This window comes from Rhodoferax sp. U2-2l (genome assembly GCF_020594515.1).
In the GTDB taxonomy this organism is placed as follows: Bacteria; Pseudomonadota; Gammaproteobacteria; order Burkholderiales; family Burkholderiaceae_C; genus Rhodoferax.
The window spans coordinates 39,041-54,249 of record NZ_JAJCTH010000017.1 but is presented as its reverse complement, the minus strand read 5'-3'; the positions used below and the strand labels follow the sequence as shown (position 1 = coordinate 54,249).

General features: G+C 61.0%; 17 protein-coding genes. 15 read left to right on the top strand and 2 right to left on the bottom strand.

Annotated elements, in window-relative coordinates:
• The first annotated feature begins 26 nt into the window (after positions 1-26).
• From LHU53_RS15450 to LHU53_RS15380, 15 genes are all read left to right on the top strand, one after another.
• Positions 27-1,082 (top strand): histidine kinase, encoded by a 1,056-nt coding sequence (locus LHU53_RS15450; protein WP_227333566.1) that lies wholly within the window; start codon positions 27-29, stop codon positions 1,080-1,082.
• Positions 1,083-1,101: 19 nt separating this feature from the next.
• Positions 1,102-1,845, top strand: coding sequence for a LytTR family DNA-binding domain-containing protein (locus LHU53_RS15445; protein ID WP_227333565.1), 744 nt, complete (start codon positions 1,102-1,104; stop codon positions 1,843-1,845).
• A 122-nt stretch (positions 1,846-1,967) separates the two neighbouring features.
• Entirely contained in the window at positions 1,968-2,699 is a 732-nt protein-coding gene (ubiE, locus tag LHU53_RS15440) for a bifunctional demethylmenaquinone methyltransferase/2-methoxy-6-polyprenyl-1,4-benzoquinol methylase UbiE (protein WP_227333564.1), read from the top strand.
• A 40-nt stretch (positions 2,700-2,739) separates the two neighbouring features.
• Positions 2,740-3,732, top strand: coding sequence for a Tim44 domain-containing protein (locus LHU53_RS15435; protein ID WP_227333562.1), 993 nt, complete (start codon positions 2,740-2,742; stop codon positions 3,730-3,732).
• A gap of 35 nt (positions 3,733-3,767) precedes the next feature.
• Complete coding sequence (locus LHU53_RS15430) at positions 3,768-4,319, top strand: hypothetical protein (RefSeq protein WP_227333560.1); 552 nt, start codon at positions 3,768-3,770, stop codon at positions 4,317-4,319.
• Positions 4,316-5,881 carry a ubiquinone biosynthesis regulatory protein kinase UbiB gene (gene ubiB / locus LHU53_RS15425; RefSeq protein ID WP_227333558.1) on the top strand — a complete coding sequence of 522 codons (1,566 nt, stop codon included), beginning with the start codon at positions 4,316-4,318 and terminating at the stop codon, positions 5,879-5,881. Before LHU53_RS15430 ends, ubiB begins: the two co-directional genes overlap by 4 nt.
• A 56-nt stretch (positions 5,882-5,937) precedes the next feature.
• Complete coding sequence (locus LHU53_RS15420; protein WP_227333557.1) at positions 5,938-6,267, top strand: FmdB family zinc ribbon protein; 330 nt, start codon at positions 5,938-5,940, stop codon at positions 6,265-6,267.
• 19 nt (positions 6,268-6,286) lie between these two features.
• Positions 6,287-6,928 (top strand): DUF502 domain-containing protein, encoded by a 642-nt coding sequence (locus LHU53_RS15415; RefSeq protein WP_227333555.1) that lies wholly within the window; start codon positions 6,287-6,289, stop codon positions 6,926-6,928.
• Between the two features lie 48 nt (positions 6,929-6,976).
• Positions 6,977-8,791 carry an aspartate--tRNA ligase gene (gene aspS, locus LHU53_RS15410; RefSeq protein WP_227333554.1) on the top strand — a complete coding sequence of 605 codons (1,815 nt, stop codon included), beginning with the start codon at positions 6,977-6,979 and terminating at the stop codon, positions 8,789-8,791.
• 69 nt (positions 8,792-8,860) lie between these two features.
• The gene (gene nudB / locus LHU53_RS15405; RefSeq protein WP_227333552.1) at positions 8,861-9,337 is read left to right on the top strand and encodes a dihydroneopterin triphosphate diphosphatase; all 477 of its coding nucleotides are present in this window, start codon (positions 8,861-8,863) and stop codon (positions 9,335-9,337) included.
• On the top strand, positions 9,334-10,077 hold the full coding sequence (locus LHU53_RS15400) for an endonuclease/exonuclease/phosphatase family protein (RefSeq protein ID WP_227333550.1): 744 nt from the start codon (positions 9,334-9,336) through the stop codon (positions 10,075-10,077). Before nudB ends, LHU53_RS15400 begins: the two co-directional genes overlap by 4 nt.
• Positions 10,078-10,089: 12 nt before the next feature.
• The gene (clsB, locus tag LHU53_RS15395) at positions 10,090-11,289 is read left to right on the top strand and encodes a cardiolipin synthase ClsB (RefSeq protein ID WP_227333549.1); all 1,200 of its coding nucleotides are present in this window, start codon (positions 10,090-10,092) and stop codon (positions 11,287-11,289) included.
• Between the two features lie 104 nt (positions 11,290-11,393).
• On the top strand, positions 11,394-12,095 hold the full coding sequence (gene folE / locus LHU53_RS15390; protein ID WP_227333547.1) for a GTP cyclohydrolase I: 702 nt from the start codon (positions 11,394-11,396) through the stop codon (positions 12,093-12,095).
• A gap of 2 nt (positions 12,096-12,097) precedes the next feature.
• The gene (locus LHU53_RS15385) at positions 12,098-12,520 is read left to right on the top strand and encodes a BLUF domain-containing protein (protein ID WP_227333546.1); all 423 of its coding nucleotides are present in this window, start codon (positions 12,098-12,100) and stop codon (positions 12,518-12,520) included.
• Between the two features lie 19 nt (positions 12,521-12,539).
• Entirely contained in the window at positions 12,540-13,412 is an 873-nt protein-coding gene (locus LHU53_RS15380; RefSeq protein WP_227333544.1) for a DUF429 domain-containing protein, read from the top strand.
• A gap of 10 nt (positions 13,413-13,422) precedes the next feature.
• Here the strand turns inward: LHU53_RS15380 and LHU53_RS15375 are convergent, their stop codons facing one another.
• Complete coding sequence (locus LHU53_RS15375) at positions 13,423-14,259, bottom strand: MinD/ParA family protein (protein WP_227333542.1); 837 nt, start codon at positions 14,257-14,259, stop codon at positions 13,423-13,425.
• A gap of 1 nt (position 14,260) precedes the next feature.
• Positions 14,261-15,052: a GGDEF domain-containing protein gene (locus LHU53_RS15370; RefSeq protein WP_227333541.1), complete on the bottom strand. Its 792-nt coding sequence runs from the start codon at positions 15,050-15,052 to the stop codon at positions 14,261-14,263.
• Positions 15,053-15,209 lie beyond the last annotated feature (157 nt).

Genomic DNA, 15,209 nt, shown 5'->3' with positions numbered 1-15,209 from the left:
CCAAAGCCCCCGCCATCCTCTGGTCAATGAAAGATTCGCAAATTTTATCGGTCTTCCAGGAAACGACTTCGCAGCCACTTGGCAGCGAGCCTTTGCCCGCTGCAACGGACTCGCTGGTGTTTGATGCCTGCCATGTGGGGGTGGTGCTGCGTGCGGTGCTGTTTGTCGAAAGTGTCGTGGGGGTGGTGGCCATGTTTGGCGCGGCGGATGCGTTGCAGTGGCTGACCCGCTTGTCGCTGATCACCGGTGCCGCTTTGCCCGCCACCCTGGTGTGGCTGATTGCCGCGTGCAGTTTGAAAAAAGTCCTGGCACGCCTGACGCCGGTCTTTCAGCAGGTGGCTGGCGTGGTGTTGGGCGCGCTGGCGGGTGTGTATGGTTGTGGTGTGTTGTGGTTCATGGGCTTGCTGGAGGTGGCGCCCTGGTGGGCCAGTGCCTTCAGCGGGGCGCTGTTGTCGGCCGTGCTGGTGGCGGCGTTGGTGTTGCGTGCCAAGGGCACAACGCCTGCTGCCACCGCCGCCCGGCTGGCCGAATTGCAGGCGCGCATCCGGCCGCATTTTCTGTTCAACACCTTGAACAGCGCCATTGCGCTGGTGCGTGCCGAGCCGCGCCAGGCCGAGCGTTTGCTGGAAGACCTGAGCGATCTGTTTCGCTACGCCTTGGCCGAGCAAGACCAAAGTGTGACCCTGGCCGATGAAATAGCGCTGGCGCGGCGCTACCTGGCCATCGAGCAGGTGCGGTTTGGTGACCGCATCCAGGTGGAATGGTCCATCGACGACAAGGCCGCCAGCGCCCGCCTGCCGCCCTTGTTGCTGCAACCGCTGGTGGAGAACGCGGTGAAACACGGGGTCGAGCCCAGTGCCCAGGGCGCACGCATCCGGGTCAGTACCCAACGGCGTGGTTCGACGGTGGTGATCAAGGTCAGCAACACGGTGGGGCCGGAGCCACAGAACCTCTCTAAGGGCCACGGCCTGGCCTTGAACAATGTGCGCGAGCGCCTGAGCCTGCTGCACGACGTGCAGGGGCGGTTTCACTATGGCATGAAAGACGGCGTGTTTCAGGTCAGGGTCGAGGTTCCGGTATGAGACAAGGGGAGGTGGTCTGATGGCCTTGCGCGTGTTGATCGTGGATGACGAAGCGCTGGCGCGTTCGCGCCTGAAAAGCCTGCTGGCCGACTGCACCGCGCCGGGTGCGCTGGTGGTGGGTGAGGCGGCCAACGTCGCCCAGGCCATGCAGTGCCTGGCGCACCAGGCGGTGGATGTGGTACTGGCCGACATCCACATGCCCGGCGGTGACGGGTTGATGCTGGCGCAAAACCTGCGCGCGCTGCCCCAGCCGCCAGCGGTGGTGTTTGTCACCGCGCACACCGAACACGCCTTGCAGGCCTTCGAATTGGAGGCGCTGGATTACCTGACCAAGCCGGTGCGGCTGGAGCGGCTGCAGGCCTCACTGCAAAAAGCAGAGCGTTTAACCGCCAAAAACAGGGGGGCCGAGACGGCTGTCGCTGATGACGTGCTGGTGATCCAGGAGCGTGGCCGGACCGAGCGGCTGCCGCTCTCAGAAGTGCTGTACCTGAAGGCGGAGCTGAAATACCTCACCGTGCGCACCGCCAGCCACAGCTACATCCTGGAAGGCTCGTTGAATGACCTGGAAACTCGTCACGCCAACCGCTTCCTGCGCATCCACCGCAACGCGCTGGTTGCGCGCCACGCGGTGCGCTCGCTGGAAAAATACCGCGACCCCAACGAGGGTGACGGCTGGGCGGTGCGGCTGGACCGGGTCAGCGAGCCGCTGTTTGTTTCGCGCCGACAACTCGCTGCTGTCAAGGCGCTGATCGAAGCGCCTTGAGTCTTGGCCGGTGTGGCCACCAAGTCTGGCCGCCTGCCGATGCGCGCGGACGCAGACAGGGATAATCGAGCCATCTGTCTTTATCTACCCCCGAAACCCTCACCTCCGACCCCATCAACACCATGAGCACTACCCATTTTGGATTCAAGAACGTCGACGAGACCGAAAAAGCCAGCCATGTCAAAGGCGTGTTTGACTCGGTGGCGCCCAAATACGACTTGATGAACGACCTGATGTCGATGGGCCTGCACCGGGCCTGGAAGGCCTACACCGTGATGGTGGCCAACCTCAAGGAGGGTGACCATGTGCTGGACATTGCAGGCGGCACGGGTGACCTGTCGCTGGCTTTTTCGAAAAAAGTGGGCAAGTCAGGCTGCGTGGTGCACACCGACATCAACGAAGCCATGCTCAGCACGGGGCGTGACCGGCTGGTGGACCTGGGGGTGTTTTTGCCCACGCTGGTGTGTGATGCCGAAAAGCTGCCGTTCCCCGATAACCACTTCAACCTGGTCAGCGTGGCGTTTGGCCTGCGCAACATGACGCACAAGGATGTGGCGCTCAAGGAGATGAACCGGGTGCTCAAGCCGGCCGGCAAACTGCTGGTGCTGGAGTTTTCCAAAGTGGCCAAGCCGCTGGAGAAAGCCTACGACTGGTATTCCTTCAACATCTTGCCCAAACTGGGCGAGTGGGTGGCGGGCGATTCGGCCAGCTACCAGTACCTGGCCGAATCGATCCGCATGCACCCCAGCCAGGAAGAGCTCAAAACCCTGATGAAGTCTAGTGGCTTTGGCCATGTCGATTACCACAACCTGACCGGGGGTCTGGTAGCCTTGCATGTCGGGATCAAATGTTGACCCGCATCAATGAAATTTTTTTGAAAAAACAGGAGACGTTATGAAAAGGTGGCTTTGGGTTTTGACAATGAGCGTGGCACTGTTCGCCGGTCAGGCTGAAGCCGCCAAACGTATGGGTGGTGGCAAGTCGTTTGGGCAACAGTCCAGCAATGTGACGCAGCGCCAGGCAACACCTCCCCCGGCAGCCCCTGCACCAGGCGCCGCCAACACCGCAGTCAAGAGCCCGGCAGCGGGTGCGGCAGCGGCTGCACCGAAGAAACCATGGGGGGCTATGTTGGGTGGCCTCGCCGCTGGCCTGGGCCTGGCCTGGTTGGCCAGTTCGCTGGGTTTTGGTGAAGAAATGGCGCAGTTCATGATGTTTGCGTTGCTGGCCCTGGTCATCATGATGGCGGTTGGCTGGTTCATGCGGTCCCGCAAAAACCAGGGCAACGCCCGCCCGGCGTCACCGTTCGCTTTCCAGGGCGCAGGCGCAGCGGGTCAGGCCCCCACACCTGCGAGCTACCGGCCGGAAAACGTCGGCAACGATGCGTCGGCGCGCCCTTGGGAGCGCACCAACACCGCGTTTGATAGCGCAGGCATGGCTGGCGCCGGGTCAGCGACCGGGTCCATGATTGGTTCCGGCCTGTCCGGGTCGCAGAGCTGGGGCATTCCGGCTGGTTTTGACACGGAAGGTTTTCTGAAGTCGGCCAAGGCGAATTTTGTGTCGCTGCAGGCGGCTTGGGACAAGTCTGACATTCCGGCGTTGCGTGTCATGATGACCGACACCATGCTGAAAGAAATCCAGGCCCAGCTGGCCGAGCGTGAGGTGCACACCGGTGGCCCGGTCAACCTGACCGAGGTGGTGATGATCGAGGCGCATTTGTTGGGCATCGAAGACCTGGGCACCGACTACATGGCCAGCGTCGAGTTCTCCGGCATGATCCGTGAAGAGCCGTCATCCGGCCCGGCACCGTTCCGCGAAGTGTGGAACATGACCAAAACCAAGAGCGGTCAAAGCGGCTGGTTGGTTGCAGGGGTTCAAGCCTTGCAATAAGGTTCTGCTTCAAAATTCAGGAATAATCGGGGACTATGGCAACACAGTCCCCTTTTTCATTTCTGGAGGGTCTCCTCCAGCAACTTCCCCTTCCCAAACTCGCTCCGCCTGACTGGGCGGTGTCCGAGGCGCAGCACCGCATCGTTCTGCTGCTCAACCACGTGCTCATGCAGGAAACCGAGGCCACGGTGCGCCTGGCGCGACAGAGTGGCCGGGTGGTACTGGTGCAGTGGCGGGCCTTTTCCTTCAAGCTGCAGGCCACGCCTGCAGGCCTGCTCGACCTGGCAGCGCCCGGGGCGCAGGCCGACCTGGTTCTGACCGCCATCGAAGAATCTCCCCTGGCCCTGGCGCAGGCCGCCTTGCGGGGTGATAAGCCAGCCGTGCGCATTGAAGGCGACGTGCAACTGGCCGCTGACATCAACTGGCTCACCGAACATGTGCGTTGGGACATTGAGGAAGACCTGGCCCGCATCCTGGGTGATGTGCCCGCGCGTGTGATGTGCCAGTGGACCCTGAACATGGTCATGGCAGTGCGCCAATTTGCCGGCAAGGCATCGACCTTCGTTCCCGGTCAAGCCGCCAGATGAGGCGGGTTATTCGCAGTGCCTTCATCCTCTGGGTGTTGTTGCGCCATGGGTTGGATGAACTGGTGCTGTCCAGCCAGAAGGCGCCGTGGCTCAAGCGGTTGGCGCACACTCTGTCCTGGGGCCGCGACTTAAGCGCACCGCGCGGGCAGCGTATTCGGGAAGCGCTGGAAAGCCTGGGGCCCATTTTTGTCAAGTTCGGCCAGGTGTTGTCCACCCGGCGTGACCTGATGCCCGTTGACATTGCGGATGAGTTGGCCCGGTTGCAGGACCGGGTGCCGCCCTTTCCCAGCGAGGTGGCGGTTGGCATCATCGAAAAGGCCTTCAAGCGCAAGCTGGAAGATATTTTTGTGTCGTTCGAGCATGAGCCGGTGGCGAGTGCGTCCATCGCACAAGTGCACTTTGCGGTCATCAAAGACAGGGACGGCCACCTTCGCGATGTGGCGGTCAAGGTGTTGCGCCCCGGCATGCTGACGGTGATCGACAAGGACCTGGACCTGATGCGCATGATGGCGGGTTGGGTCGATACCCTGTCAGACGATGGCAAGCGGCTCAAACCCAAAGAGGTGGTGGCCGAGTTTGACAAGTACCTGCACGACGAGCTGGACCTGATCCGTGAGGCCTCCAGCGCTGCGCAACTGCGCCGCAACATGGCCGATCTCGATCTGGTGCTGATCCCGGAGATATTCTGGGACTTCTGCATGCCCGACGTGATGGTGATGGAGCGCATGCGCGGTGTGCCGATCAACCAGGTCGAGCGCCTGCGCGACGCCGGGGTCGACATCCCCAAGCTGGCGCGCGACGGGGTCACCATCTTTTTCACCCAGGTGTTTCGCGACGGTTTCTTTCACGCCGACATGCATCCGGGCAACATCCAGGTCAGTTTGGAGCCCGCCACATTTGGGCGTTACATCTCGCTCGATTTCGGCATCGTGGGTACCCTCACCGAGATCGACAAGGAGTACCTGGCACAGAACTTCACGGCGTTTTTCAGGCGCGATTACAAGCGTGTGGCCGAGTTGCACATTGAGTCCGGCTGGGTGCCGGAATCGACGAGGGTGGACGAGCTCGAATCGGCCATCCGCTCGGTGTGTGAGCCCTACTTTGACCGGCCGCTCAAAGAGATATCCCTGGGTTTTCTGTTGATGCGCCTGTTCCAGACCTCGCGGCGCTTTCAGGTCGAGATCCAGCCGCAACTGGTGCTGTTGCAAAAGACGTTGCTCAACATTGAGGGTCTCGGGCGCCAGCTCGATCCGGACCTGGATCTGTGGAACACGGCCAAACCATTTCTGGAGAAGTGGATGCTGGATCAGGTCGGTCCCAAAAAGCTGTTTGACCAGTTGCGCAACGAAGGTCCGCGCTACGCCAAGCTGTTGCCCGAGTTGCCGCGCCTGCTGGTGGAGTTCCTGCAAACCAATAGCCGTGGTCGCCAGGACGATGTCCAGGCGCTGTTGCTGGAGCAAAAGAGAACCAACCGCCTGCTGTCGGCGATTGTGTATGGCGGCGTGGGGTTTGTGCTCGGTCTGGTGCTGTTGCAGATCCTGGTGCGGATACGGCTGTTTTAGTCGGTCCACTTTATAATCGCAGGCTTTGCGACTCTTTCCCCAGAGATATAAACACCATGCCAATTTATGCCTATAAATGCGAGTCCTGCGGGTTTTCCAAGGACGTGTTGCAAAAAATCTCCGACCCTTTGTTGTCGGAATGCCCCAGTTGCGGTCAATCCACGTTTGCCAAACAGCTGACTGCTGCCGGCTTCCAGCTCAAAGGCTCGGGTTGGTATGCCACGGATTTCAAAGGCGCAAATGCCGGCGCTGCGGCTGCCGCGGTTGCGCCGCCCGCCGCTGACGGCGGTGCATCGACCACCACCGCACCAGCAGCACCCGCCAAACCCGCTGAAGCACCGGCGGCATCGGGCGGCTGCGGTGCGGCTTGTGCCTGCCACCCCTGATCACTGACTGAAAGTGCCCGTGTCGTTTAAAAAATACCTGCTGACCGGTCTGTTGGTCTGGTTGCCCCTGGCCATCACCATCTGGGTACTGCTGTGGCTGATGGGTTTGCTGGACGGGATTTTCTTGGGTCTGGTGACCGCGCTGCAAGCGGTCACGTCGGACTCGATGACGGCATTTTGGGAGCAGCTCAAGCACATTCCCGGGCTCGGTGTGGTGCTGGTGTTTGGTGGTTTGTTGATCACTGGCGCGCTGGTCTCGAATGTGGCGGGCCGCTGGTGGCTGGGTCACTGGCACCGGCTGCTGGCCAAGATTCCGGTTTTCAAGTCCATCTACAACAGTGTCAAGAAGGTTTCTGACACCTTGTTTTCCAGCAACGGCAACGCGTTTCGCACGGCCTTGCTGGTGCAATACCCGCGTGCCGGGTCGTGGACGATTGCGTTTCAGACGGGTTCGCCCACCGGTGAGGTTGCCAAGCATCTGGGCAACGATTTTGTCAGTGTGTACGTGCCGACCACCCCGAATCCCACCAGCGGATTTTTCCTGATGTTGCCGCGCGCGGATGTGATTGAACTCAAGATGAGTGTGGACGAGGCGTTGACCTACGTGATCTCGATGGGTTCTGTGGCGCCTGCAGGTGCCGGCATCGCACCCCCCAAATAAATTTTTTGATAACTTTTCGCCCATGGTGGCGAACTCTGAAAGCAGTTTATGGCAATGCGTTCTCATTATTGTGGTCTGGTGACCGAGGCCCTGTTGGGTGAATCCGTGACTTTGTGCGGCTGGGTCAACCGTCGCCGTGACCACGGTGGCGTGATTTTTGTCGATGTGCGTGACCGCGAAGGTTATGTGCAGGTGGTGTGTGACCCGGATCGCGCCGAGATGTTCAAGGTGGCCGAAGACTTGCGCAACGAGTTCTGCATCCAGGTCAAGGGCTTGGTGCGTGCGCGCCCGGACGGCACCGTCAATGAAAACCTGAAAAGCGGCAAGATCGAGGTGCTGTGCCATGAGCTGAAGGTGCTCAACCCCTCTGTCACACCGCCGTTCCAGCTCGACGAGGAAAACCTCAGTGAGACCACCCGTCTGACGCACCGTGTGCTGGACCTGCGTCGCCCCTACATGCAAAACAACCTGATGCTGCGTTACCGCGTGGCGATGGAAGTGCGCAAGTTCCTCGATGCCAACGGTTTTGTCGATATCGAAACCCCGATGTTGACCAAGAGCACGCCCGAAGGTGCGCGCGACTACCTGGTGCCCAGCCGGGTGCACGACGGCCACTTTTTTGCCCTGCCGCAAAGCCCGCAACTGTTCAAACAGTTGTTGATGGTGGCGGGGTTCGATCGTTATTACCAGATCACCAAGTGTTTCCGTGACGAAGACCTGCGCGCGGACCGCCAGCCCGAGTTCACCCAGATCGATATCGAAACCTCGTTCATGGAAGAGGAAGACATCCGCGACCTGTTCCAGGGCATGATCAAGAACGTTTTCCAGAACACCCTGGGCGTGGACCTGGGCGACTTCCCAGTGATGAGTTACCAGGAAGCGGCGCTGCGCTTCGGCTCCGACAAGCCGGATTTGCGTGTCAAGCTCGAATTCACCGAACTCACCGACGTCATGGGGGATGTGGACTTCAAGGTGTTCTCGGGGGCCGCGAACATGAAGGGTGGCCGTGTGGTGGCGCTGCGGGTGCCGGGTGGCTCCAAGGAAGTTGGCGGCATCAGCCGTGGGGAGATCGACGCTTACACCGAGTTCGTCAAGATCTACGGCGCCAAGGGCCTGGCTTATATCCGTGTCAACGACATCACCAAAGGCCGCGACGGTTTGCAAAGCCCCATCGTCAAGAACTTGCATGATAAGGCGCTGGCCGAAGTGCTGGCACGCACCGGTGCCCAGAACGGCGACTTGCTGTTTTTTGGCGCCGACAAGGAAAAAATCGTCAACGACGCCATCGGTGCCTTGCGCATCAAGATTGGCCACAGCGCGTTTGGCAAGAACAACGGCCTGTTCGAAGACCGCTGGGCACCCTTGTGGGTGGTGGACTTCCCGATGTTTGAGTACGACGACGAGTCCGACCGCTGGATGGCGGTGCACCACCCCTTCACCGCGCCGAAGGACGGGCACGAAGATTTGATGGTCACCGACCCGGGCAAGTGCATCTCCAAGGGCTACGACATGGTGCTCAATGGCTGGGAAATGGGCGGCGGCTCGGTGCGGATTCACCGTGCCGATGTGCAGCAAAAAGTGTTTGATGCGCTCAAGATCAGCCCCGAAGAGGCCCAGCTCAAGTTTGGCTTCCTGCTCGATGCGCTGCAATACGGCGCCCCGCCGCACGGTGGTCTGGCCTTCGGTCTGGACCGCATCGTCACCATGATGACCGGCGCCGAGTCGATCCGCGACGTGATCGCTTTCCCGAAAACCCAGCGTGCCCAGTGTTTGCTCACACAGGCTCCATCGCTGGTGGACGAAAAGCAGCTGCGCGAATTGCACATCCGCCTGCGCAACGCCGATCTGGTCAAACCGGCCTGAGTCCGGGTCTTTTGCCGCTTCAGGCAGAATCAAAGGGCGCTCTGGTAGCGCCCTTTTTCTTGAGGCTTCATGACTGTTTTCAAAATCCCCGAATCCGTGCTGGTGGTGATCTACACCCCGGCGCTGGATGTGTTGTTGATCCAACGTGCCGATGTGGCTGGGTACTGGCAGTCCGTCACGGGCAGCAAGGACGCGACGGACGAAGCGTTTGTGCTCACAGCCTGCCGCGAGGTGGGGGAGGAAACCGGCATCGATTGCGCACCCGGCTCGGCGCTGCACCCCCATTTGCACGATTGGGGCCTGGAGAACATCTACGAGATTTACCCGCACTGGCGCCACCGCTACGCGCCGGGCGTGTTTTTCAACACCGAGCATCTCTTTGGTCTGGAAGTGCCCGCTGGCACCCCGGTGCGTTTGAGCCCGCGTGAGCACACCCACTACCAGTGGTTGCCCTACGCGCAGGCGGCTGACCAGTGCTTTTCACCTTCCAATGCCGAGGCTTGCCTGATGTTGCCCCATTTTGCTGTCAGATCCGCTGTGCAATGAAGCACCCTGACCAATTGATCCGTGTCGTCACCTACAACATCCACAAGGGTGTGCAGGGGATCGGCCCGACGCGCCGGTTGGAGATTCACAACCTGGCACAAGCCGTGGAGGGTCTGGACGCCGATGTGGTCTGCCTGCAGGAGGTGCGCCAGCTCAACCGTCGCGAGGAAAAGCGCTTCAAACACTGGCCGCAGGTCGGGCAGGCCGATTTTCTGGCGCCGCTGGGTTATGGCTCGGTCTACCGCACCAACGCGGTTACCCGCCACGGCGAGCACGGCAATGCCCTGTTGTCACGCTGGCCGGTGCTGTCGCACCAGCATGAGGACATGAGCGACCACCGTTTTGAGCAGCGCGGGCTGCTGCATGTGGCCTTGTCAGCGTTCGGGCGCGAGCTGCATGTGGTGGTGGTGCATTTGGGGTTGGTGCGTGCCAGCCGGGTTCGTCAGGTTGAGCAGCTCAAGCGCTTCATCGAGCGTGAAGTCCCGCCGGGCGCCCCGTTGCTGCTGGCTGGCGATTTCAACGAGGTCGGCTCGCGTTTGCGCCAGGCTCTGGAGGCGATGGACCTGCGGGCCTGGTCAGGCATGCCGCAGCCCACCTTTCCTGCACGTTTGCCCTTGGCGCAGCTTGACCATGTGTTTGCCCGCGGTCTGCAGCCTGTCAGCCTGTCAGCGCCGCAAGGTCGCCCATGGTGGCGGATGTCCGACCATTTGCCGCTGATTGCCGAATTTGTGATGTTGTGATGATGCCTGGTCATGCCTGAGTACGCTGCCGGTCACCATCTTGAGCTCTTGAAGGGAGCGCAGGAATTTTTTGACGCCCTGGTGGCCGACATTGACGCCAGCGCCCACGAGGTTCGGGTGGAAACCTACATCTTTAACGTGTACGGCTCAGGCGCGCGGGTGGCGCAGGCGCTGGCCGACGCCGCTGCACGCGGTGTGAACGTCTTTTTTGTGATGGACGGCTTCGGTACACCCCAACTCCCCGCACCCTGGCCGCAGAAGTTCACTGAGGCGGGGGTGCGCTGGCTGATCTTTTCGCCGCTGGACTGGTTGGGCTTGCTGATTCCCAGCCGCTGGCGACGGCTGCACCGCAAGCTGTGTGTGATCGATGGCAAGGTCGCGTATTGTGGCGGGGTCAACCTGCTCGATGACTGGTGGGACCCTATCTACGGCACATTGGAGGCGCCGCGTTTTGACTTCATGGTCCGCATCACCGGCCCGCTGGTGCGGGAGGTGCATGCCGCCATGGCCCAGTTCTGGTGGCGTTTGCGGGCGGTTCGCAGTGCGCAGCAGGTGGATTGGCTCGGGACGTGGCAGGCCTTGCAACTGGCAGCCCAGGAGAAACTGACGCCCGACCAGCGCGCTACACGTGGCACCGGCGCGCTGGCGCAGCTGGTTTTGCGCGACAACGTCCGCTTTCGTTCGCGCATCGAACGCGCCTACAGTCTGGCCCTGGGCGAAGCCAAGCAGAGCATCATTCTGGCCAACGCCTACTTTTTGCCCAGCCGCAAGATTCGCCGTAGCCTGGTGCATGCCGCCCAACGCGGTGTGCGGGTACGGCTGCTGCTGCAGGGGCGGTACGACTACTTCATGTCCTACCACGGCACACGGGCCTTGTATGGCGACCTGCTGGCAGGTGGCGTAGAGATCTACGAGTACCAAAGCAGCTTCCTGCATGCCAAGGTGGCGGTGGTGGATGAGCGCTGGGCCACGGTGGGCTCGTCCAACATCGACCCCTTGAGCCTGCTGCTGGCCCGTGAGGCCAATGTGGTGGTGGCCGACGCGGCGTTTGCCAAAGCCCTGAGCGACGAGCTGGAGCAGGCATTGCAACACCACGCCACCCGGCTGGACATGCATCAGCACGCCAGACGCTCGTTTGGCCAGAAGCTGATGGACCGGGTAGCGTTGCTGGTCATGCGTGCGCTGCTGTTACTGACTGGCAAGCGGTATTAAAAATATAGCAATACACCCATGAGGGACAGGGGCTTGACGGCAATAACACTTGCAAGCAAAGACTGCTACCATCTCAAGTCAAATAATTCACTTCGATGCACCACATGAACCCTGTTGACCCAGACGAAGGCACGCCGGTATCCGTTAAGATCCGCGAGCGCATCCAGGCCGCGCGCAAGCGTTTTCATGCCAATGACAACATTGCCGACTTCATCCGGCCGGGTGAACTGGAGTTGTTGCTTGACGAGGTGGAAGAGAAAATGAAGGGTGTGCTGGGCAGCCTGGTGATTGACACCGAGCACGACCACAACACCGACAACACCGCCCGGCGCGTGGCGAAGATGTACCTGAAAGAGGTGTTTCAGGGGCGCTATGTGCCAGCGCCGCCCATCACCGAGTTCCCCAACGCCGAACACCTCAACGAGTTGATGATCGTCGGCCCCATCACCGTGCGCAGCGCCTGCAGCCACCACTTTTGCCCGATCATGGGCAAGATCTGGATCGGTGTGCTGCCCAATGAACACACCAATGTGATTGGCCTGTCCAAGTATGCGCGGCTGGCCGAATGGGTGATGGGCCGCCCGCAGATCCAGGAAGAAGCGGTGGTGCAACTGGCTGACCTGATCCAGCTCAAAACCCAGCCCGATGGCCTGGCCATCGTGATGGAAGCCAGCCATTTCTGCATGAGCTGGCGCGGTGTCAAAGACGTGGACAGCAAGATGATCAACTCGGTCATGCGTGGCAGTTTTCTCAAGGACGCCAACCTGCGCCGCGAGTTTTTGTCCTTGATTCCCCAGAAAGGTTAACCATGTTGGTACGTTTGCTTTACGCCAGCCGGGCGGTCGACCCCGGCCCCGAGACCATTGACGCCATCTTGCATGAATGCCGCAGCCGCAACCCCAACAGCGGCATCACCGGTGTGTTGTGTTATGGCGGCGGCATTTTTCTGCAAGTGATTGAAGGCGGCCGCATGGCCATCAGCCAGCTCTACAACCAGATCCAGCGCGATGCCCGCCACAAGGATGTGGTGCTGCTGCAGTACGAAGAAATTGCCGAGCGCCGTTTTGCCGGCTGGACCATGGGCGAGGTCAACATGACCCGCATCAATGTCTCCATCTTGCTCAAGTACGCTGAAAAACCCGAGCTGGACCCGTATTCGGTGTCCGGATCGGTGTCGATGGCGTTGCTGGAAGAGTTGATGGCAACCGCCTCGGTGATCGGCCGGGCCTGAACTTCCCACTTGCCCGGTTGTGTCGGTCAAAGCGGCGGGCCTGAGCCCGGCCTTGCTGGGCTGTGATTTTTCTAGCGCACCCAGCCGTCAAAAACCCATCGTGATCGCCTTGGGCGCCCAGTCAAAGGGGCGGGTGGTGTTGTCGAGATTGGTGCACCTCACCTCGCTGCAGGCGTTTGCCGACTGGTTGCAGCAGCCTGGGCCTTGGTTGGGCGCTTTTGACTTGCCGTTTGGCTTGCCGCGCGAATTGGTTGAAACCTTGGGCTGGCCGACCGATTGGCCTGCCTGCATGGCGCATTACAGCGGACTCAGCCGCGAGCAGATCCGTGCCGCCTTCGCCGCGTTTTGCGACGCCCGCCCGGTGGGTGGCAAGTTTGCCCACCGCGCCACCGATGGCCCGGCTGGTTCCAGCCCCAGCATGAAATGGGTGAACCCGCCGGTGGCCTTCATGTTACATGCCGGGGTGCCTTTGTTACTGCAAGCCGGTGTGCACTTGCCGGGGCTGACGCCCGGTTCAGGCAGTGGCGCAGCCGCTACGGACCTGTCGCAGCGGGTGGCACTGGAAGCTTACCCGGGCCTGCTGGCGCGTGAGGTGCTGGGCCAGCGCTCTTACAAAAGTGACGACAAGGCACGCCAGACGCCTGAGAGGCTGATTGCCCGCAAAGACCTGATCACCGCCCTGGAACAAGGCCAGACCCGGCTGGGTGTGCGCCTGAAACTCACCCATGCGCAGCGCGATGCGTTGGCAGACGATGCACGCGGTGATGCATTGGACGCCGTGTTGTGCCTGCTGCAGGCGGCGTGGGCGCAAACGCGGTTCGAGGCGGGGGATGCCCGTTACGGATTGCCTGACACGATGGACCCGCTGGAAGGCTGGATCGTGACCGCTTGAGCGCCGCACCCTACAGGGGTTTGTTGATCAGTGTGTCTTCGATCTTGCCGGCCAGTTGCGAGACCGCCAGCGCGGCGGGGCAACCCGGCATCACCGAAATCATCAGCTGCCGACGCATCACCGCCTGGCGCACCGCAGGGTCGGCCGGAATGTCACCCATGTGGATCAGGCGCACCTTCTCACCTGGTTTGGCGACCACAAAGCGGTCCAGCACCTGCTGCAACTGGTTGGTGATGGCGCGACCGTCGCCCATGCGTGCGGTCTGGTTGATCACCATGCGGATGATGCGGCGCTGTTGTTCACCCACCAGCACCTTGATGGTGGCGTAGGCATCGGTCAGCGATGTCGGCTCCGGTGTGGCCACCACCAGCACCTCGGAGGCCAGCGACACGGCAAACAGCACCACGTCTGAAATGCCAGCGCCGGTGTCGAGCAGCACGATGTCGTAGTGCGGCAGCAGACCGGCCATGATGCGCATGAAGTCTTCCCGCACATTGGGTGTCAGGCGGGAATACTCCACCATGCCCGAGCCCGCCAGCAGCACCGAGAAACCGCCCGGTGCCTTCACAATGGCTTCTTCCAGCCTGGCTTTGCCGGTAAAAACATCGTGCAAGGTGATCTTGGGGTACAGGTTCAGCACCACGTCCAGATTGGCCAGACCCAGGTCGGCATCCAGCACCAGCACTTTTTGCCCGCGCTTGGCCAAGGCGGCCGCGAGGTTCGCTGACACGAAGGTTTTGCCAACGCCGCCTTTGCCGCTGGTGACAGCCAGCACCTTGCCCAGTGGCTTGACCTGCCCGGGCTTGACCACTTTGTTGTCAGAGGTGGGTTGTGTTGCGTCGTTCATGTCAGTTCAATCTGTTCATAACACTACCCGATGAACCGGTAGAACCATCATTGGCAATGCTCTCGATCCAGGCTGGGTCACCCAGCGACAGCGGACCAAAGAGCAGGTTTTTTTCTTCGGCACTGACCGCCAACACCGGTTGTGACTCAATACACACGCGGTTGCGGCCTTCGGATTTGGCGCGATAGAGTTCAATGTCGGCCCGGTCAATCCACAGGTCCGACGTCGAGCGCACCCAGCGCGGTGCATACGCACCACCTACGCTGATGGTGACCCGCAAGGTCACCCCGGATTGCAAGGGGATTCGCAGCGTGCTGACGGCCTCGCGAATCCGCTCGGCCACCTGCTGCCCGTACTGGCCTTGGCAGCTGGGCAGGATGATGGCAAACTCTTCGCCGCCATAACGCGTCACAGTGTCCATCGGGCGCACACAACCCGCCAGGGTTTTGGCGACCGCCTGCAGCACGGTATCACCTGCCGGGTGCCCATGCTGGTCATTGACACTTTTGAAATGGTCGATGTCGAGCATCAACAACAGGGCTGTTTCGCCGGAGCGGGCCACAATTTCGATCTCGCGCAATAAAACGCTCTGGAAATAACGGCGGTTGGACAACCCGGTCAGCGGGTCTTTCAGGGACAACTCGCTGAGCTTGTCAATCAGGGCCTGCAGATAGGCTGTGCCGTCGGCCTGGTCGTCGGGCAGGATTTGTCCGCTATGCTCCAGCAGTGCACGCGCGTCGTCAAGCCGCAATTGGCGCAAATTGACCAAGGATGATGCAGACAATGAACTCAAGAAATGCACTCTCGTTTGAAGGTTTTGAGTCTAACAGGTTGGCTATGCGTGGCAGTCTCTCAACAAGGGGTGGATTCGTGTCCTTGTTCCTGATTTTGGGTCAGCCTTCGCCACCGGCGCTCCCGCTGTGAACGAAAGTTCCACATGGCGTGTTGGT